We start from the raw sequence: 21,419 nt of genomic DNA on the forward strand, positions 1-21,419 counted from the left end.
TGTTGAAGATTTGCATTAGGATATTGTTTAAAAAACCCATCCCATGCTTTGTTATAGGCTCCTGACGCACTCCTGTGTACTCCAACTCTGCCACCAAGTAAGATTCTTGGGGTCGTGAATATTTAACCCTACCCTATTAAAATGCTGTTGAAAACGTTTTGCTTGTGGGAAAATATGGTGTGCGTCCATTATTGCTACGCCACTCTTAGCTGTTAGTACCTGTAAATTATGTCTGTAATTACTTGCTGTAAAAGACTTAAATGCATTCGTACTCGTCCTAACAACAATCCCTAACCTCTTTCCTACCGCTCCTGCCACCACGCCTATTTTCTTGGTCGGCATCACTTGCAAGGCCAGTTCAGTGCCTAAGTCTGTTGGCGGTGGTTTCTTAATTGGTTATAAAAGTATCCAGCCCCGATTTAGTCGGGGTTGGATGGCTTGTTATTTCTTTTGAATAATTAACGCTAACGAATTATATTCATCAAAGTAAGTGGTCTATGAGGGTCGGATTGTGGGTAAAATGTTTTGATTTATTGGCTTCGTTACTATTAATCAATAATAGATTTTATGTAAATATTTTTTGCTGTTGGGTACTTATTGCACCTATCTAGCAACTCGTTTCGTTTTCCCTTATATTTTTCTTTATCAAAAAGGTAAAGAAAGAAATAGGGTACAATAGTTTTATTATCGCCATACTCTCTTAAAAGCGATTCACAGTCATTTTTAGAAAACTCTTCACCATAAATTATATGCTGAAAATACTTTTTCCAAAAATGCAACTCTATATTGTTTGGAAACTTAATTAACCCTAAGTCTAAAATTATTTTATACCTATTTCCACCAATAATGCTATATTCATCATTAATATTATTAGGGATATTAAACTCAAATAACTCAAAGGCAAAACTCCAATAAAGAAATGCCAAGTTAATGTAGCTATCAGGTAAAATATAACTAAAATCACCAGCTATCTCATGTTCATAGGATTGAACAGCTTCGATGTATTTCCCTTCTATATCTTTTAGTAATGCTGATTCCATTTTTATTTAGGTATGATGTTAACCCCTGCATTAATAATTTTGCCATTAAGTGTTTGAACCCAAACTTGTTGCCCATTTCTAAATATTTGAGAATACCCTTGGTATCCACCTGCTGTTCTTTGGTAATTGCTTAAAACATTCGGATTAAGATTTGCTGAATTATTTGCAACCTTTTCAAATAATTTTATATACCTGTCTTGTGAAGCAACAGTAGAAGGATTAACGTGCCCTACTATATTCCTAAAAATATGTCCTAAAACTGATTTAGATTTTGTAACGATATTCGTTGTTATCCCTAACTTCTTTCCTACCGCTCGTGCCACCACGCCTATTTTCTTGGTCGGCATCACTTGCAAGGCCAGTTCGGTGCCTAAGTCTGTTGGCGGTGGTTGTTAATTGGTTATAAAATTATCCAGCCCCGACTAAATCGGGGCTTTGTTGTTACTCTTTAGAGTATAAAATTTTTAATTGATGTATCAACTTTATATCATCACTTAGGTTTTGTTTCTCTGAACTTAGTTCATCTCCACCCCACTCAGGTGACATAAAATGATGGTCACTAAATCTATTGTTTTCAATTAATTTATTAAGAACATCTCTTAAAAATTCAGCTCCCTTTTTATTTAGGTGCAGTTCTACCATTTCTCCTTGCTGGTCAAGCTCGATTGTAAATACCTTTTCCATAGCCAATTATTTTATAGGTGTATACATTTTAGGTGAACCATCTAAAATGATCTTGACTTTTTCAAACGAAGGATGTCCGTTATACCAAATATCTACGTGAGGCCCTTCAAATCCTTTCTTATACATTCCACCTTTATCAAGATAATAACGAGTCCCGTTAGGGCTAAAATATGAACCTTTCCCTGTTAAAGGGCCAACACCTTTCGTTGTAAATCCTTTAGCCTTAAATATTTGATCGATTTGAGAAAAAGTCTTTCCTTTAAATGGATTAGCAATCCCTAACCTCTTTCCTACCGCTCGTGCCACCACGCCTATTTTCTTGGTCGGCATCACTTGCAAGGCCAGTTCGGTGCCTAAGCCTGTTGCGGTGGTTGTTAATTGGTTATAAAAGTATCCAGCCACGATTTAATCAGGGCTTTGTTCTTCTTCTAAAGGCGGACGAACATATTTTTTAAATCTTTCTTCTATTGCCCCATAAGAATTAAAATTTTTTCTCGCTTGAAACAAACTAATACTATTTGCTCCACCTTCATAATAAGGCTCAATATATTGTACGCCATCATCCTCCCAATAACATACGGGGCAAATTTGAAAAGTATTATTAGCTTTATTATTTAAAGTATAAAAACCACAGCATAAGCATTTATACTTTCCAAAACTATTAGTTTCCATATAGTTGTACTTGTTTCAAATAATATTCCAAACCTGCTTTAGGACGAAAAAATGTTTCTATATAACCATTAGGGTGGCTCGTCAAAAACTCACCAGTGGCACTGTTAAACCTAAATACCCAGCCTTGTTTAGAGGTAAAGCCCATAATTTTACCACCAATCTGACTATTAGCTAACTGGACAGCTCTTTTATTATATGCTGTTTTAGAAATAAAACCCCATTGAGACCATTCTGCCGCATGTTTTTCAAACTTAAAATAAAGGCGCGGAAATTTACCTGCGCTTAAAAGTTTAATTTCCCCCTTAGCGGCAGCCTTCCCAACCGTATTACCTGCCTTACTCGCAAATCTACGAATAACTTTATTAACCGAGAAGTTATTACAACAACATTCCACACTCCAAACCAACGCTTTATGTAGCCGTTTATCCTGTCGGCAGGCCTTTGCGGCCTTTTGGCGTTGGCATTCCTTGCCTGTGTTTTCTACATTTGTGTTTATGAACGATTTTCAGCACGAAGACTCAGCGGCCACGCCGCCACCTACCTATATGGCTACAGACCCCAATTTCGCGATTTTTGATTGGATAGAAAACGAAGATGCCCTTCGCGACGAGGCCGTATTGTTTGGTCTTTCGGAAGGCGACATCGCGCAGCGTGTGGCCGTCATAGATGCTTATTTTCAGCAACATATCGTAGTGGCCGCACAGCAACAGCAATATTTGGAGGAGAAAAAAACGCGCCTTGAACTTTCTCTTTCCCAACAACAAAACCTACTGACACAAGCCACCGCCAGCCGCCAACAATTAGCCACCCAAACCCCTGCCGCGCCTTCGCACAAATTGCGTTTGGCCGTCGGGACGGTGGCCTATTTGCTCAGTGCCGCGCTGGGATTTACGTGGGTGTACGAATGGCTTTCGCCGTATTGGTCGCAGCCCGTGTGGGTAACGGCGGGCATGTACGCCTTCGGAATGTTTAGTCTTTGGAGCAATACGGCCATGTTGTATGCCGAAAAATCCGAGCAACCAACAGGCTGGCAAAAGTGGGCGGAAGAAGTCGGGATCCCGTTGGTAGCCGCATTTTTTGTGGTGGTTTGGGGACTGGCCGACCGCCCCGCGCTGCACAGCATAGCGGTATTGTTAGCAACTTTCTTTTTATTTGCCTACGCGGGAAAAGGTTTGTTAGGCAATTTGGCGCGCTGGGCAAGTGTGTTGCGCGAAGAAAACGCCACCAAACGCAACGACCAATGGCGCAACGTACAACTCGAACGTTTGGAAACCGAAATCGGCACTTACAGTGCACAAGTTGCTGGTTTACAAAAAGATTTGGAAGAAATTTATCTGCAATTAGCGGAATTTGTGTCGCCCAAATCGTGGCAAGCCAAACGCGAAGTAGCTGTCCGACTGTTTGAAAGTGAAGCACAATTGGCACGCGCCACCAAACAAGACAACGGTGGACAAATGCCCAAACCTTTCCGTTCGCATTTTGACTTTGAAGCCTCTTAAACGATTTTATGAGTAAAAAATATTTATTGATTTGGGACAGAATCGGGGACTACCACCGCGCACGCTGGCGCGATTTGGGCAAACTCGTAGGTGAACAAAATGTATTTGCTGCCGATTTGGGCGCAGCCGACAACCTGTATTTGTGGCAAAATACGGATACGTCCAACCCGCAATACAGACTTTTTTCCCAAAAACCCGTACACGAACCCGACCTTTGGGGACGCGTGCAGCAGTTCCGCCAACTGCTCACTGAGCAACAAATCGATGTGGTTTGTATCCCTGGTTATGGCCGCAAAGAATACATTGTGATGCTTTTTTTGGCTAAAATGATGGGCAAAAAAGTAGTGATGTTCGCTGAGTCTTGGTACGGAAATAATGGTTTGATTAATGGCCTAAAAGGAATGTTATTACGGTTTACTTGCGATAGTTTCATTGTGTCGGGGGTGCGTGCCGCGCAACATTTCCGCGACAAATTAGGCATACGCACACAACCCATCCAAATCGGTTATAGCGTCGTGGACAACGCGCATTTCTCCCAAAACCTTGACCAGAAAACAGCCCCACAACCGCCCGTTTTGTTGTGTGTGGCGCGTTTTAGCCCCGAAAAAAATCTGCATACGCTCATACAAGCCTTCAAAAATTCGGAGATTAGCCAACGTTACATGCTCAAACTCGTAGGCGGCGGACCATTGCAAGCTACTTTAGAGCAATTAGCCACAGGCTGCCCGAATATCGTATTTAGCAAATGGCTTTCGTACAGCGAGTTGCCGCAACTCTATGGCTCGGCCACCGCTTTTGTATTGCCAAGCAGTTTTGAGCCGTGGGGTTTGGTAGTGAACGAAGCCATGTCGGCGGGTTTACCGCTGGTGCTTTCCGAAGAATGCGGCTGCCGTCCTGATTTGCTCGACGAAAGCAACGGTTTTGCATTCAATGCCCACGATTTACAAGGGTTAGTTTTGGCATTAAACAAACTAAATGCACTCACCGAAAGCCAATTGCAGGCAATGGGGCGCGTTTCCCAACAAAAAATAGCCGCTTTCAGCCCAACCACTTGGGCAAAAAGTATCATCGAATTAGGCCAATAAATAGTTAGTCGAACAATGTGGGTTGTGTGGGCTTGACGGTAAACGTAAGCCGATGATGCGGCGTAAGGCCGTGTTGCTCAATGGCTTTACGGTGCGTAAGTGTCGGATAACCTGCATTTTTTTCCCAAGCATACACGGGAAACTGCTGCGCCAAATCGTGCATCAGGTGGTCGCGGTGCGTTTTAGCCAACACGGAGGCGGCAGCAATAGACAAATATTTTCCGTCGCCTTTTACAATGCAATGATGCGGTAAATTGGTGTAAGGCTTAAAGCGATTGCCGTCTATCAGGAGCAGTTCGGGCATAACCGAAAGTTGTGCAATGGCGCGGTGCATGGCCAGAAAAGACGCATTCAGTATATTGATTTGGTCAATTTCCGTGTGACTGGCCTGCCCAATTGCCCATGCAATAGCGGTTTCTTTTATTTCGATAGCCAATTTTTCGCGCTGGGCGGCGGTGAGTTTTTTAGAATCATTTAGCAGAGAATGAGTATAATTTTTGGGCAAAATCACAGCCGCAGCCACCACAGGCCCAGCAAGGCAGCCGCGCCCCGCTTCATCTACACCAGCCTCTACATAATTCTCTGAAAAAGAAGATAATAGCATTTTGTTTTAGTAGAAAATAAATTGCCCCATCAAACAAAAACCTATAAGGAAAACGGCCTTATAGGTTTTTGTGAAGGTAAAATAATTATGATTTTTGTTTTTCCATTTCGGCGGTAACATCAAAGCGAATACCAATGTATTTCAGTGGTTTGCCGTCTTCGTCCAGCACTGGCGCGATGGTGGCTTCTACCCAATACGCCGAACCGTCTTTGCGGCGATTCTTGATTTTGCCCTGAAAAACCTTGCCCGCTTTAATCGTGTCCCAAAGTTCTTTAAAAATCTCTTTAGGCGTGTCGGGGTGGCGCACCATATTGTGTGGCTTGCCGATGAGTTCTTCGCGCGAATAGCCCGAAATCTCGCAAAACTTATCGTTGGCCGAAAGGATATTGCCATACAAATCCGACTCGGAAATAATGGCCACTTTGTCCAGCACCGCAACACGCGCATTCAGCTCCGCGCCCAGCTTTTGGGCATGGTTATATTTTTCTTTGAGGTCTTCCTCTATGGCTTTAAGTTCTTCCATATTTTGACGAAGCTCTTCTTCGCTTATAATCAAAGATTCAGTTTTTTCCTTTGAGATAGTCAATAGCTTTTCGACTTCTTCTTCTTGTTGCTTGATTTGGGTAATGTCGAAACGCACCCCAATATATTTTTCTGGCTGCCCGTCTGGCCCCAACACAGGCGCGATAGTGGCTTCTACCCAATACGCCGAACCGTCTTTGCGGCGATTCTTGACCATTCCCTGAAAAATATTGCCTGCTTTAATGGTTTTCCACATGGTTTCAAAAGCAGCTTTCGGCATATCAGGATGGCGCACCAAATTATGTGGCTTTCCAATCAATTCTTCGTTAGAATAACCCGAAATTTCCGTAAATTTCTTGTTAGCATACGTAATCGTACCGAACAAATCTGACTCGGAAACAATCGCGGCTTTGTCGAGCACTTGCACACGTGCGTTGAGTTCGGCACTTAATTTTTGAGCTTGCAAATAGCGTTCATTCAAATCTTCCTGAATCGTCCGAAGCTCTTCCATGTTCTGGCGAAGTTCCTCTTCGTTCACTTTGAGCTCTTCGGTTTGCATTTGCGAATGCGCCAACAGTTCCTTGATTTCGGTTTCGGCCTCCATCATGTGCGTAATGTCGAATCGGATACCTACATACTTTTCAGGATTGCCCTTCATGTCCAACACGGGCGCGATAGTGGCTTCCACCCAATACGCAGAACCATCTTTACGGCGGTTTTGGTAAGTACCCTGAAACACATGGCCTGCCTTAATGGTCTTCCACATTTGCTCAAACACCGCACGAGGCGTTTCGGGGTGGCGCAAAATGCTGTGTGGCTTGCCGATGAGTTCGTCACGCGTATAACCCGTAATTTCTAAGAGTTTGTCGTTCACATACGTGATGTTGCCGTACAAATCCGATTCTGACAAAATCGCCGCTTTATTCAAGGCATTTACACGCGCATTAAGCTCCGCGCCCAACAATGCAGATTCTTTATAGCGTGCGTTCAGATCTTCCTGAATGGCACGAAGTTCTTCCATATTTTGACGAAGCTCTTCTTCATTTACTTTTAGCTCTTCGGTTTGCATTTGCGAATGCGACAAAAGCTCTTTGATTTCATTTTCGGCCTCCATCATGTGCGTAATATCGAAGCGAATACCTACATACTTTTCTGGATTGCCGTTTATGTCTAGCACAGGTGCGATAGTGGCTTCTACCCAATACGCCGAACCGTCTTTTTTGCGGTTTTGATAAGTACCCTGAAACACATGACCTGACTTAATGGTTTTCCACATTTGCTCAAACACCGCGCGAGGTGTGTCTGGGTGGCGCAAAACGCTGTGCGGCTTACCGATGAGCTCTTCACGCGTATAACCCGTAATTTCTAAAAGTTTGTCGTTTACATACGTGATATTGCCGTACAAATCAGACTCCGACAAAATCGCAGCCTTATTCAGGGCATTGACACGCGCATTAAGTTCTGCACCCAATAACGCCGATTCTTTGTAACGTTGATTGAGGTCTTCTTGTGTGGCGCGGAGCTCTTCCATGTTTTGGCGCAATTCCTCTTCATTTGCTTGTAATTCTTCTGCATTAAGCTGCGTTTCTGTAAGCAAGTTTTTAATTTCCTGCTCGGCTTCTTTGTCTTTCGTAATGTCGCGAATAATGCCTGTGTACCAACGCTTTCCTTCTATAAATGTCTCATTTACTGCCAAATAGACAGGGAACGTAGAACCGTCTTTACGTTGGGCGGTTACTTCGCGGCCTTGCGCCAAGATGTTTTTCTCTCCCGTGCGACGGTAGTGTGCCAAGAAGTCGTCATGGTTTACGGCTATGTTTTTCGGCATAATCATCGAAATATTTTTGCCTTCCATTTCGGCAGCGGTATAGCCAAACATGTCCAGCATGGCAGGGTTCACCAACTCTATTTTTCCGTATTCGTCAATGGCCACAATACCGTTAATTGCGCCATTGAGTACGGCCATAAATTTCAATTTGGCCTCATTAGAGTCGTGCAGTTGTCTATCCAATTCTTCTTGCGTGGCGGAAAGTTCTTCCATGTTTTGACGCATTTCTTCTTCTTGCGCACGCATTTGCTCGGCCTGATATTGCGACTCTGTTAGTAATCGTCTGGTCGTATTATTAATTTTGATAGAAGTAAAAGAGGCGGCAATACTTTCGGCTAATTTTTCTACAAAAGCAATTTGATATGGCAAAAACTCCTGAAAGGCAGCCAATTCCAACACACCTTCTACTCTATCATTGAGCTTTAGTGGCACAATAAGCAACACGGCTGGCGTAGCTTCGCCCAAACCAGAGGTAATGTGTACATAGTTTTGGGGAACCGTTTTCATATAAATGGTTTCTGCCTCCAAATACGCTTGTCCTACTAGCCCCTGTCCTATCTGAATTTGCTTTTGACTGTGCTTCTTTTTATTGTAAGCGTAACACGCTGTTTGCTCCAAAAAGACACTTTGCTCATCTGTATCATTGATCACAAAAATAGCCCCTTGATTGGCAGAAGTATAGCGCACCAAATGCAGTAAAATATTATCCGAAAGCGTTTCCACATTATCCGAACTGCGCAAGATTTCGGCAAACTGCGCAAGGCCTTGTGTTGCCCAATTGCGTTTGCGGTCTTCTTCGGCTACGGCTTGTAGGCGTGTTTGCATTTCTGTCAGAGCATTGCCTAGCACATCGGTTTCGCCTACAGGCTGAAATTCTTTATCAAACTCACCTTTTCCGATTTTTACAGAAAATTCGGCAGCGTGGGTAAGGTTGTCTATCAGCACGTTGGTAGCCGAAATAGCCTGCCCAATTTCATCGTCCGAGGTTTGCATTTTGGATGGCAACTCTCCACGCGAAAGGGCTTCGATGTAGCGGCGCATTGTTTGGATTGGCGTTAAGATGTTGCCAATCAGTACCCATACAGTCCCAAAAGCCAATGGCAAAGAAAGAATTAGCATTGCAAAACCAAACCAATATTGCAAGGAACTAATATGTGCTATCTCTGAATTTTCCTTTTTGATGGCCGCGTTTTCACTGGCAATAAGCGAGGACAATGTACGGTAAATATTATTGTCCAACGGCGAGGTTTTGGCCTGCATTTCGTCGGCCAACTCTTGCAAAGACTCTGTTGTTTCAGCTTTGGTAATAAGTAACTCTTGGGCTTGACCTAATTGGACAATTTGTTCTGACAACGTATTAAATAATTCTATACGATCCGCAGAGCGTTCTTTTTTTACCAAATCATTGAGCTGCTCCAATAGCTCCATGACTTCTTTTTCATAAATATTTTTACGCTTCTGCTTATGAGAAACATTTTTTGTAATGATAAATGAACGCATAGCCGCCCCCGTCGCAGTACAGGTCTGCTGGAGTTTTGTGGCTGTCATTACAAAAGGAATTCTTTCTGTATGGAGTCTTACTACCCGATGTTCCATTCGAGTATTTTGTATCAACAAGAAAGAAATCGCCGAAACGATAATTAGAGAGAAAAATATCGCAAATAAGGTTAGCCTAAGGCGTATCCCTTTTTGAGTAAAATGGTGTAGAAATTTTTTCTGACGCATAAATCACTTAATTGCCTCATCGGGAAATATTATAAAGTTCGCGTGTTTGTTAGTCGAACAGCAAAGTAACAATAAAATATGTAATACACGGCGTGCAATGTATGAAATTCGATTTTTTTTCAAATATAGTATATGCCCCCTATCAAAGTCATTCCTAATAATCTACACTAAAATATTAGAAAATACGAGCACACAGTTAAGGTAGAATTAACAAGAAGGTAACAAATATTCTAAAGATAAGCCCGTATCTTTGGGCAATTTTTACTCATATTCACTTTTCAAATGACATTAAAAATCAATTACAAACTTTTTTTTTGCCTTCTTGTTTGGTGTGTTAGTTGTATAATCAATACACAGGCCGCCACTTACAATACAGGCTTTGAAGATGCCACCAAAGGAGGCTACGCACAAGGTACCGTTACACTTTCTGGGCTTCAATGGAGCTTGACTGATGCACTTATAAATGGCCAACCAAATGATGTTTTTAACGGCACTCAAGCAGCCCGTACGCGCAATGCTGGTTCTTTGGAAATGCTAGAGCCTAAAACTAATGGCGCAGGAACAGTAACAGTATGGCACGCAAAGTACGGAAACGATAACAGTTCTACTTGGAAACTAGAATATTCGACAAATGGCGGCGGGGCGTGGACACAGGCAGGCAGCGACATTACGACCAATTCTACTAGTTTGGTACAAGAGACTTTCACGGTCAACGCTTCGGGCAACGTGCGTATCCGTATCGTAAAACTCACAGGAGGAAGTAATCGCATCAATTTCGATGACATCAACATCACAGACTTCAACAACGTACCCGCTTTCAACTTTTCGTTGGCTAGTGCAAGCGTAAGCGAAGCTGGTGGCAGCGTTACGGTTACTGTAAATCAAAGCATTGCGCAGGCTTGCGCCGTAAACATGACCGTTACGGGCGGCACAGCAGCCAGCACAGATTTTACGTTTACCTCCCCTACTACCCTTACTTTTGACGGGGTAACAACTTCCCAAAACATTGTTATTCCGATTATCAATAACAACACTTTTGCAGGAAACAAAACCGTTGAATTAAGCCTAAGTAGCACCACGAATGGCTGTTTGGTGGGAGCAACCAACAAAATTACGGTTACGATTCTAGACGACGAAACGCCGCCCATTACAGGCTCTACGCTTTATCCTGGCGATATTGCCATTGTGGCCGTAGATGCAAACACAGGTTCAGCAGCAGATAAAGTGTCTTTCGTGAACTTAGTTGATATTTTGCCAGGCACTCAAATTCTCTTTACGGACAATGGTTACGAACGCGGCAATGCCGCAGGCGTTTCTACCAACACTTGGGGCAACCAAGAAGGAGTAATTTCACTTACGTACAGTGGCACAAGCATACTTCCTGCAGGTTCTATCAACGAATTTACCAACGGAACTTTTGGCGTGGGAACGGCTCCAACAGGCTGGACACGCGATAATGTTTCTCCGATTACCGCAGATTATGGCAATTTCAATATGTCCACAGACCGCGACCAACTCTTTGTTTTACAGGGCTTTTGGGATAACGGTACTTATACAGGTGCTGATGGCAATGACGATGCTATTTTCACTGGCCGCATTTTGTTTGGTTATTCCAACACCGAATGGGCATTGACGAGCCAAGCCGTAGCAGATGCCAACGCAGGCGAACTTACCTCACGACTTCCTATTCAGATTAGTTGTTTGAATTTTGCTTCTATTCTATTGAGCAATGAAACCAATTCATTTAAAACTACACCTAACGCTTTACGTGTCGGCAGCAAAGCACTCATTTTTGACAACCTCAAAAATGTTGGGAACTGGACAAATTCTTATGTTACCCAAACTCCTTTCACCGTTACAAGCACAGGCGGAACACTTGGTGTTTGGACGGGCATGAACTCAACCGACTGGTTCAATGGCTGTAACTGGGAACTCTACCAAGTCCCTGATGCCAATATTGATGTTATTATCCCTGCTTCGGCTATCAATAATCCCGAAATTGCATCTACGACACTGGTAGCGCACTGCCGTAACATTGATATTCAAGCCAAGCGTTTGTCTATCAAAGGAAATGCCGCACATAAATTGGAAGTACACGGAAACTTGACGTTTTCAGGTGGCACATTAGACATGGACAGCACAGGCGCAGCTACCGACGGACAAATCTTATTGCACGGCAACTGGAACAACAGCACCGTCAATCACTTTGCAGCAGGCAAAGGCCGCGTTTCGCTTGTCGGCAACACGACCCAACGCATCAACGGTTCGGCTACAACTGAAATTTTCAGCACTTTGGAAATAGCCAAAACCGACAGCAGCGTAATGTTAAACAAGCCTATTAATGTTAGAAAAGAATTGGTACTGACAGATGGTATTATTTACCCAAGTACAGTAGGTACATTTAGCTTAGAATCTCAGGCCATTTATTCGGGCGGTTCGGATACAAGCCACGTGAGCGGCAAAGTTTACAAAACGTATGCTCCCGTAGAATCATTTAGATTGCCAGTAGGTAAAAACGGCGTTTTCAGACCTTTTGGCGCATATTCAATTGGTGTGCTTACAGCTCAAAGCAATGTAGCTGTTGAATTTTTTAATAACAATACTTCAACTATTGGCACGGCGATTAATCCAAATAACGGACTTTGCCAAGTGAGCAGCAACGAATATTGGACAATGGATGCGACTAACGCCTTCAACAATAACTTGCAAGTAACAGCCTTCTGGGGTGCGCAAACACAACCAACTGTAACAGATATGCCAAATATGGCCGTAGCACATTGGAGCGGAAGCGAGTGGGAAAGCTATGGCAATTATGGAACTTCAGGCACAACTGCTTGGGGTAGCGTAACCTCAGACACTATGGCTTTTAGCAATACGCTACATTACATTACCTTGGGTTACAGCAATATTTTGGCCAAACCGACCGCAGCCAACCTTACGATTTGCGAAGGCGACACAGCACATTTGGTGGCAAGTTCTACGATTCCGACGGCCACTTTTAGCTGGTTTACGGCAGCCACAGGCGGCACAGCTATCGGCACAGGCAACACACTAAACGTACAGCCAACGGCCACTACCAACTATTACGTTTCGGCACAAGATGGCACTTGCCAAAGTAACCGCACGATGGTACGAGTTACGGTAAGAACAACCGATTTCCAATTCCCTGCGGATGTAACAATACAAGCAGGCCAAAGTGTTACGCTTACGGCTTCGGGCGGAGATGTTTATACTTGGGGAACCAATAGCACACTTTCGGCAACCAACATTGCAAACCCAGTAGCAACGCCAAGCCAAACAACGGTTTATACACTGACTATCAGCACGTCGGCGGGTTGTAGCGAAACACGCAATGTAACGGTTACCGTCAAAGCAGGCAACGAAGTTTTTGTGCCAAATTCATTCTCTCCGAATGGCGACCACAACAACGACGCGTTCCAATTGTACAGCAACAATGTTTCGGAATACAAACTTTTGGTTTTCAATAGATTAGGTAACGAAGTAGCCAACCTTTCGGCAAGCGGCCAAACATGGAATGGCGAGTACGAAGGCAAACTACTTACAGGCGAAACGCTTGTTTGGACACTCAAAGGCACTTACACCGACGGCACCGAATTTAAGAAAAACGGCAGCGTGGTAGTGCTTAAATAATTTGGCTTAAACAGTTGAAAATCAATTTATTTTATTCTAATGAAAATTTCTAAAAAAATATATATCGCGGCTGGCTTGCTTTCGCTTTCGTGGGCGAGCATGGCGCAAAACGTTTATTATTCTCAATTCCACCACGCCCCAACGCTCACAAACCCTGCGGCGGTGGCTACCAAAAACGAAATGAGTGTAATGCTCAACTATCGCCGCCAATGGGCTGGCGTGGGCGATGGTTATTCTACGCCTGCACTTTCGTTTTCGCGTGCTTTGCTCAAAGGAAATGACGCAGACAAACGTTTTGGTGGGGTAAGCGTAACGATTTTGCAAGACCGCACAGGTGAAAACGGCTACGTGCAAACTACTGGCGGAACAGTGGGTTATGCGCATAATGTGCGTTTGAGCGAAAAACTTTTTGTGGCATTGGGCTTGCAAGCGGGTGTATATCAACGTCGCTTAGATGGAGACCGACTCACCACAGGCAGCCAATGGATTGGCGGCACTTACGACCCCAACGCACCAATTAACGAAAGCATTGGAGGCGAAAACAAAACTTTCGCGCAACTCAACGGCGGTTTGATGTTTTATGGACAAAATGCCGAAGGCGAACAAACTTTTAGCCTTGGTGCATCGCTTTATAACCTCAATCAGCCCGAAACAGGCAATACATTTAGTAACAAATTGAGCCAAAACCTACAAGTTACGGGTTCGGTAGTGGCATGGAAAAACGACCAATATTCTATTGTTCCTAACGCGCGTTTTGTACAGCAAAGCAATAAAAGCCAACAACTTAATGTAGGCTCATTGTTCCGCTATCACACAGCCCCACAAAGTCATCTTGGTTTGGGTGCTTGGTACAGTTGGGATAATGCTGTGGTAGCCATGGTGGAATGGTATCAGCCGAGTTATATCGTGGGTTTGAGCTATGACCTTGGCGCGAGTTCGCTCAAAAACAATGGCAAAACCGTAGGCGCACCCGAATTGGCGTTGGCTTGGCGCAAAACCATTGGGCAGAAAATCGAAAAACCAAAAGATACGGATAAAGACGGCATCGTGGATACTGAAGACGAATGTCCGATGTTGGCGGGTTTACCTGAGCTGAAGGGTTGCCCTGATGCCGACGGAGACGGCGTAGCCGACAAAAACGACAAATGTCCAAGCGTAGCAGGCGAAAAAGCCTTAGCAGGTTGCCCCGATGCGGATAAAGACGGCGTAGCTGATGCCGACGACGAATGCGTAAATGTGGCTGGTTTGCCAAAATTCAAAGGTTGCCCAGACACGGACGGAGACGGCGTAGCCGACAAAGACGACACTTGTCCAAATGAAAAAGGCACAGCAGAAAACAAAGGTTGCCCTGTGCTTACTACTTTGCGTGGCAAAGTGCTAAACGCCAAAACGAAGCAGCCAATCAATGCAGAAGTAACAATTGAAACAATTGATAACCAAGCTGTAGCAAATATCAATAGCGATTCGACTACAGGTGCTTTTGCCGCTGCACCATTAGCTTCTGCCAATAAAACGTACAAGATTTTTGCTAAAAAACAAGGCTTCTTGGCCGAGTCGGTGGACGTGAAAGACAAAGAAGGCAAACAAAGCCATGACCTTGAAACCGAAATTTTGTTGCAACCAATCGCGGCAGGTATGAAGACCGAACTTAAACATTTGAATTTTGAACCAAGCAAAGCCGTTATTTTGGCAGAGTCTTACCCAGAACTTGACAAATGGATTGTTTGGTTGAAAGAAAACCCTAAAGCTACGCTCGAAATCGCAGGCCACACCGACAACACAGGCGATGCGAAAAAGAATTTGGGACTTTCGCTTGAACGCGCCAAAGCCATCAAAACATATTTGGTGAGCAAAGGAATTAAAGCTAATCGCCTACAAACCAAAGGTTATGGCCAAACAAAACCAGTAGCCGACAATGCTACGGACGAAGGCAAATTGAAAAACCGTCGCGTAGAACTTATCGTTTTGCGCAGCAAATAATTGGTTGTATTTCATCTAAAATAGCGCGATGGGGCGGCACTTTGTGCCGCCCCATCGCTTTTTATACACTCACAACAGAAAGCAGTTCATTGGCCGAGTAAAAATGTACTTTTGGCTAAAAAATATATCAATTAACCCAAAAACACCCTAATATTGTAATGTTTCTAAGAGGGAGCGGCAATGTAATAATGAAAAAAACTTACAAACACATACAGAATTTTGCAAGTTTTTCGTATGTTTGTTCTGGGAAAGAAGGTGTAAACCCATTTTTCACAACCTCTCTGATTCGATTATATCAAAAATATAATTCTTTCAACAAGTACCTAAAAAAGTGCAGATTAGTATGAAAAAAGTGTTGATGCTTGGTATTTTGGGTATTTTGGGAAATGTGGCTGTAGCTCAACCGATTTTGGTTACGAAAGCCGCCGAATTTCTCAAAAATAAACAAATTGATGCTGCTAAAACGGCCATAGACGCTGCCTCTGGCAATCCCGCGTCTGTGAACGAGGCCAAGACTTGGTATTATAAAGGTTTCATTTATAAAGAAGTTTTCAAGCAAGACCCCGTAAAAAATAAAGAAGCACGCTTACAAAGTGTGGATTTTTTCAAAAAATCTATAACACTGGACAAAGCCAACGAATACGTGGGTGAATGTAAAGCCAACATCAAATTTTTGGCCAATACTTACCTACAAGACGGAACAGAACTTTTTAACGCCAAAAAATATACAGACGTAAAAGCACCGATTCGTAGCTATGTAAGTAACATTCAGTTTGCGGATGCAGCCAGTTTCAACCCTGAGGTTTACTCGTATATGGCCTACGCCGACGAGATGACGGGCAAAGCAGATTCAGCGATTTTCTATTACGAAAAAGCATTGGAGGCAGGTTACAAAGATGCCTTGCTTTACGATAACTTGGCCAATCTTTATCACCAAAAGAAAGAAGATAAAAAGTGTTTGGCATTGCTCAAAGAAGGAGCAAAACTCTATCCAAGCGATGACAAAATCGCTATTACGGAAGTAAACGTAATGATGGCCAACAACCAACTTTCAGAAATTGAGCCAATTTTGGATAAAGCCATCAGCCTGAATCCTAAAAACATTGAGTTGTATTTGGTGCAAGGAACGGCGTTGGATCGCATCGTGAAAGCAAACAAAGGCATTGATAAAGAAGCCTATTTCCAAAAACGCCTGACTGCATACAAAAAAGCATTGGAACTTGACGGAAATAACTTTAGTGCCAATTACAACATGGGTATCACGTACTACAATCGTGCGGTGGACATCATCAACGATCAAAGCTACGACCTTGACGTAACGATGCTTACCAAAATTATTGACCAATGCAGCGCAATGTTTAAGGAAGCTCAGCCATTTTTGGAAAAAGCGCATAAACTTACGCCCGCCAACAAAAACACCATGCTTGCGTTGGAAGGTGTCTATTACAACATGAACGACGCGCACAAAATGAAAGACATTCAGGACAAATTAGCCAAAATCAAAAACTAATTACGTCTGAGACATATAACATCAAAACAAAAAAGGCTTATCTGTAAAAAGGGTAGGCCTTTTTTGTTTTTAATATTTTGGATAATATACTTTTCATTAATTGTACAAACATTGCATTTCTATAATTAATCACTTAAAATTGCACTTATTACACACCTATATACACACCCAGACAAGTACCTCAATATTGTTTTAAATTAAAAAACTTAACATCTCGTGAAAAAACAAATTGACACTATGTCTATGGGGAAAGCTATGTCTTTTTCTAAAAGTCTTTTCGTGCCCTTACGCACCCTGAAAAGATTTAGTACCAAATTAACGGTAGTTGCTGCTGTATTATGCGGAATAAATACAGCACAGGCCCAAATTAATACGCAGGTAGCCAACTGCTCTTCTCAAAACCCCTTTGAGAAAATATGCAATGGCAATTTTGAACAAAGTACAAACTGTTTATCAGGTCTTTCTTTTTGGTCTGCACAAGAATTAAGCCCTGATTATTTTAATTCTTGTGATAATAATAACTCTATTCCTATTGATTATAGTCATGGCATTCCTCATAATATGGAGGGATACCAAAAAGATGGTACATTAAACAGTAGCATACAAGGGTATATTGGGCTAAGATACAGAACAAATCCTATCTATTCAGAAAAAATGGCACAGCAAAGTGATGTGGGATTAATTTCGGGGAAACGATATGTAGCGTCTTTCAAAGCCAATTTGTCTGATAATTCCAATCTTGCTCATAGAGGACTACAAATGTCCATTATCAGTGGTGATTTTACGTTCAATCTATCCAATATCACCGCGATAGAAGATAAAAATAATTGGATAACCCTTGCAAAAACCTTTACAGTACCAAGTACTTCAATACTTACTCCAACCAAAATCATTTTAGGATTTAATAGCTCTGTAGGGTCAACGCAAGTAAGTGATGATTATACAGAACAAGCCTACTACTACATTGATGATGTACACTTAATTCAAGTACCAGATGATTTGCCGACATTTGCTTGTTCTGGAAATACGATTGGAGATAGTTATAATAATGCGAGTCTGCCTAACGACATGACTGTCACTTGGAAACAAGAAGTCAATGGAGTTTCAAGCAATTTGGCAGCCTATAATAATATGTTGGCCATTACACCAATACCAACCCAAACGACCATTTACAAACGAACAATAAATATACTCGGACAAACATTTATTTCATCTTGTACCATATATCCTTATCCGTCCATTTCTGTCTCATCGTCTTCTAATACTTGTGCGACAGATATATTGCTTACAGCCAGTACCAGTACTCCCATACAATCTCCTTACACAATTCGTTGGTACAAAGTTTTATCTAATGGGAACTTGTCAAGCCAAGGAAGTGGATATACCTATCATCCAATGGCAAGTGGGACATATATCGCTAAAATACTTCCAGAGCCATCAGTTAGTATGCCCTGTGGAGTTAGCAATCAAGTGACAGTACAAATACAACAACCCCAAACTATTTGGAATATATCAAGTTCTAATGGCTTAACGCCTTGCTATAATGGCACCAATCCTTTGACCACAATATCCGTTACTAATAGCAATGCTCCTGATGATAACAATTGGATTTGGTATTACAATAACGCTATTATACCAGACCAACATACTAAAACACTCACCATAGATTCATATTTGTTGTCACTACAGAACTTCAATTCGTTGTATAGTCGTTATTTTGTGAGAAGATCTGTAGATTGTACACAGGGCAATTCAATAACACTCGCCCCACCCTCTAATACTGTAACCAAATATGTTTGTAAAGACAATCCCCTAATATTAGCGGACTTGCCTTGCTCTGGTAGCGTAAATGCAAACGGCTCATACTTAACTATTTCGGGTGCAATTATGCAGTGGACTGCTACCAACAACCAGGAGGTTCCACCTAACGGCTGGATAGCTACTATTACACCCAAAGAAAGTGCTGTTTACAAAAGAATTTGGTATGACTTTGACGGTAATATTCTTACTTCTACCACCTTCAATATTATTGTTCAAAACCCTCAAATCCAACTTACCTCCACTACACTTTGTCAAGGCGGAACAGCAACACTTACCCCAGTTAGTCTTAATAATTTACCAATCACTAAAGTGCTTGGATGGAAGTATGAAGGAGATAATATCATGTTTGAAGACGAAGTACCTAGTACTTATACCGCTCATGCTGCAGGTACATACACTGTTACTGTTCAATTAGCTGGCAGTTGTACGGCAACTGTTAGTTATACTTTAGCTCCCCAAAACATCACAGGCAATATTCATATTGTAAATGCTAATACAAACCAAGTGTATGAGGACGATGCGCCTATCGTGATTTGCCCAGACAACCAACTGGCTTTACAAGTTACTTCTGGCTTTCAATTAGATCCAGAAGGATACTCTTGGGAAACAGAAGACGGCCAAGATGCTCATCCCTATTTTACTACTATCGAAGATGGAGGGACAGCAAGCATTGTTTTTTATTCTTTTGATGGAAATTATGCAACAGTTACGATCAAAGTAAAAGTAAAATCAGCACAAGGCTGTGCTGGTGAAATTACGCGCAAAGTAATTGTTTTGGGTAAATGCTGTGTCGAGAAGGTGGTCGTTTTGGGAGACCCTACCGCCGAATCAACACCATATTACGAAAACTTCCCCGAGAGTCCTTCAAACAAATATCTAGTCGCTGGAAATATTGATTTGTATCCAGACAACAGTCAAGTCTTCAAGATTCATGAGAAGAAAATCTACGTGAATAGCCGATATCATTACCACGAAGAACCTATACTGGGAGGAACTGTAGGTGGTTACAAAATTTCAGTGGTAGATGGAAGAATGGGGCTGCTTGACATAAAAGGTTCTACTTTCCAAGCGGCTTGTGAGGCTATGTGGGATGGTATTTATCTTACCAAAGGAACTTATCTTTCAATGATTGATAGCGAAATTTCGGATAGCTACAATGGGATAGTAGATAACAGTAGCCCTGATATGAGCGGCAGTGGTGTAACATGTGTAATAGAAAACAGCACGTTCAGAAATAACTACATGAGCGTACAAAGTACGATTACCCCATTCTCTATTACCTCTTCTAATTTCACTTCAAATCCAGAAGAGATGAAAGCACCACTGGATATAGAACATAATACAAACATTGATCCAGAAGGTTATTTCTATGCGCATTCGTTTGTTAGGACACAACGAGAGTTTCCCCAATTTATAGATAATAATATGGACGGAGCAATGTATGGCATCGAAATGCTTAGTGCTTTTGGTGAAATGGTGATTGGAAATACCTCACAATATAGCTTCAATACCTTTAACAACATTTTTGTAGCTGGCGTGTATAATAGCAGACCTAACTACAACACCTTTACCAACACGCTTTCGGTATATGGCAGCCAATTTTATTATGCTCCTATCAAATACACTACCCAAAGCCTGACCACTAAAATAGAACGAGGGATTCCAGAAAAAGCCAATTATGGCATTTACTCTAAAGGTAATACCATTATAAAAATTCAACGAATACCTAACGGTTCTAATAATGCGTTACCGACTTTTAATATTTTCCGTAGTCCTAATGCAGGCCAGCACGATTTAGAGCATATTGGTATTTATGCGGAAGGCAACCGTGCCGTAACCATAGACGGACAAAACCAATTCCGTAACCTACGCACAGGCATCCAACTCACAGGCAACGGTGACAACTATAGCATCAAAACCAATGCCTTCTCCGAATGCCAAACCAGCATACACATCAATAAACAGGAAACAAGTCCACTTATTCTTGGATTTACGTGTAACCAGTTTGCTAAAAAATGGACAGGCCCTCAGACCGCCGTATTATTAGAAGGAAATGCTACAATAAAAAGCTCTCTTGATGTTAATGACTACCAATTAGGCGATTGTAGCTTCAGTAATAATATCATTACTGGCAATAGCCCACAAGGCAACGAAATCTCTCTGGGGATAGATTTGCCTGCCGCTACCCCTAACAACATGATATTTATTAATAACCAAATGGCTAATAAAATAACGTATTATCGTTTTGAAAATGAAAACACATATTCAATACCATCAAATAATATGTATATACTAAAATGCTTCCCGCAAATAGATGCCGATATTAATACTTGTATGAGCAGAAATGGCGTATTAGAGCGAGTAGCCGCGCCATCGCGCCCAACTACTTTGCAAAATAGCCCGAACCCTGCCAGCAGCAGCACCCTCATGAGCTATGAGCTATCGGAAAGCCTCACGCCAGAAGCACTTGCCCAAAACCCTGTGCGCCTACAAATACGCGACGTAACAGGCAAACTCTGGTACGAGCAAAGCCTTTCGGAAAGCAATGGCAGCTTGGAACTTAACACTGCTCATTGGCCTTCGGGTATTTATTTGGGTAGCCTACAGCACAACGGTAAAGTGCTGGCCAAACACAAAATCGCCATTCAACAATAATAATGTTTTACCTTGCCTTCCTTGCCTCAAGCGAGGAAGGCTTTTCCTTTTCTACCCCCATGCAAAAACGCCTTCTTACCTCCCTGCTCCTACTCTTGGGCTACTTACTACCCGCCCAAAACATCGAATGGGTAAAACCCATC

The 21,419-nt window shown here is 42.4% G+C and carries 14 protein-coding genes; 6 read left to right on the top strand and 8 right to left on the bottom strand.

Features of this window, described 5'->3' with window-relative positions; all coding sequences use genetic code 11:
- Nucleotides 1-548 precede the first annotated feature (548 nt).
- The 6 genes from BM090_RS03900 to BM090_RS03925 all read right to left on the bottom strand — a co-directional run bounded on the left by BM090_RS03900 (nucleotide 549) and on the right by BM090_RS03925 (nucleotide 2,802).
- Nucleotides 549-1,040, bottom strand: a complete 492-nt coding sequence (locus BM090_RS03900) for a hypothetical protein (protein ID WP_091507665.1) — start codon at nucleotides 1,038-1,040, stop codon at nucleotides 549-551.
- A gap of 2 nt (nucleotides 1,041-1,042) precedes the next feature.
- The gene (locus tag BM090_RS03905) at nucleotides 1,043-1,387 is read right to left on the bottom strand and encodes a hypothetical protein (protein WP_091507669.1); all 345 of its coding nucleotides are present in this window, start codon (nucleotides 1,385-1,387) and stop codon (nucleotides 1,043-1,045) included.
- A 94-nt stretch (nucleotides 1,388-1,481) separates the two neighbouring features.
- Nucleotides 1,482-1,724 carry an Imm32 family immunity protein gene (locus BM090_RS03910; protein ID WP_143083853.1) on the bottom strand — a complete coding sequence of 81 codons (243 nt, stop codon included), beginning with the start codon at nucleotides 1,722-1,724 and terminating at the stop codon, nucleotides 1,482-1,484.
- 6 nt (nucleotides 1,725-1,730) lie between these two features.
- Nucleotides 1,731-2,126 (bottom strand): hypothetical protein, encoded by a 396-nt coding sequence (locus BM090_RS03915; protein WP_091507675.1) that lies wholly within the window; start codon nucleotides 2,124-2,126, stop codon nucleotides 1,731-1,733.
- A 3-nt stretch (nucleotides 2,127-2,129) separates the two neighbouring features.
- A complete protein-coding gene (locus tag BM090_RS03920) occupies nucleotides 2,130-2,396 on the bottom strand; it encodes a CPCC family cysteine-rich protein (protein WP_091507678.1) in 267 nt (88 codons plus the stop codon).
- Entirely contained in the window at nucleotides 2,386-2,802 is a 417-nt protein-coding gene (locus BM090_RS03925; RefSeq protein ID WP_143083854.1) for a hypothetical protein, read from the bottom strand. Before BM090_RS03925 ends, BM090_RS03920 begins: the two co-directional genes overlap by 11 nt.
- Before the next feature lie 88 nt (nucleotides 2,803-2,890).
- Here BM090_RS03925 and BM090_RS03930 point away from each other — a divergent pair, with 88 nt between their 5' ends.
- Both BM090_RS03930 and BM090_RS03935 read left to right on the top strand, forming a co-directional pair.
- Nucleotides 2,891-3,895 (top strand): UbiA prenyltransferase family protein, encoded by a 1,005-nt coding sequence (locus tag BM090_RS03930; RefSeq protein WP_091507685.1) that lies wholly within the window; start codon nucleotides 2,891-2,893, stop codon nucleotides 3,893-3,895.
- 8 nt (nucleotides 3,896-3,903) lie between these two features.
- Nucleotides 3,904-4,980: a glycosyltransferase family 4 protein gene (locus BM090_RS03935; protein ID WP_091507689.1), complete on the top strand. Its 1,077-nt coding sequence runs from the start codon at nucleotides 3,904-3,906 to the stop codon at nucleotides 4,978-4,980.
- A gap of 4 nt (nucleotides 4,981-4,984) precedes the next feature.
- On the opposite strand, the gene BM090_RS03940 is transcribed toward BM090_RS03935, so the two are convergent.
- Complete coding sequence (locus BM090_RS03940) at nucleotides 4,985-5,584, bottom strand: ribonuclease HII (protein ID WP_091507692.1); 600 nt, start codon at nucleotides 5,582-5,584, stop codon at nucleotides 4,985-4,987.
- Nucleotides 5,585-5,669: 85 nt separating this feature from the next.
- Complete coding sequence (locus tag BM090_RS03945) at nucleotides 5,670-9,482, bottom strand: PAS domain S-box protein (RefSeq protein WP_177199827.1); 3,813 nt, start codon at nucleotides 9,480-9,482, stop codon at nucleotides 5,670-5,672.
- A gap of 459 nt (nucleotides 9,483-9,941) precedes the next feature.
- Here BM090_RS03945 and BM090_RS03950 point away from each other — a divergent pair, with 459 nt between their 5' ends.
- The 4 genes from BM090_RS03950 to BM090_RS18125 all read left to right on the top strand — a co-directional run bounded on the left by BM090_RS03950 (nucleotide 9,942) and on the right by BM090_RS18125 (nucleotide 21,276).
- On the top strand, nucleotides 9,942-13,310 hold the full coding sequence (locus BM090_RS03950) for an Ig-like domain-containing protein (protein ID WP_091507700.1): 3,369 nt from the start codon (nucleotides 9,942-9,944) through the stop codon (nucleotides 13,308-13,310).
- Between the two features lie 39 nt (nucleotides 13,311-13,349).
- Nucleotides 13,350-15,290, top strand: coding sequence for a PorP/SprF family type IX secretion system membrane protein (locus BM090_RS03955; RefSeq protein WP_091507705.1), 1,941 nt, complete (start codon nucleotides 13,350-13,352; stop codon nucleotides 15,288-15,290).
- 343 nt (nucleotides 15,291-15,633) lie between these two features.
- Entirely contained in the window at nucleotides 15,634-16,800 is a 1,167-nt protein-coding gene (locus BM090_RS03960) for a tetratricopeptide repeat protein (RefSeq protein WP_091507707.1), read from the top strand.
- A 216-nt stretch (nucleotides 16,801-17,016) separates the two neighbouring features.
- On the top strand, nucleotides 17,017-21,276 hold the full coding sequence (locus BM090_RS18125) for a T9SS type A sorting domain-containing protein (RefSeq protein ID WP_143083855.1): 4,260 nt from the start codon (nucleotides 17,017-17,019) through the stop codon (nucleotides 21,274-21,276).
- The last annotated feature ends 143 nt before the right edge of the window (nucleotides 21,277-21,419 follow it).

The organism is Flexibacter flexilis DSM 6793 (assembly GCF_900112255.1).
Classification (GTDB): Bacteria; Bacteroidota; Bacteroidia; order Cytophagales; family Flexibacteraceae; genus Flexibacter; species Flexibacter flexilis.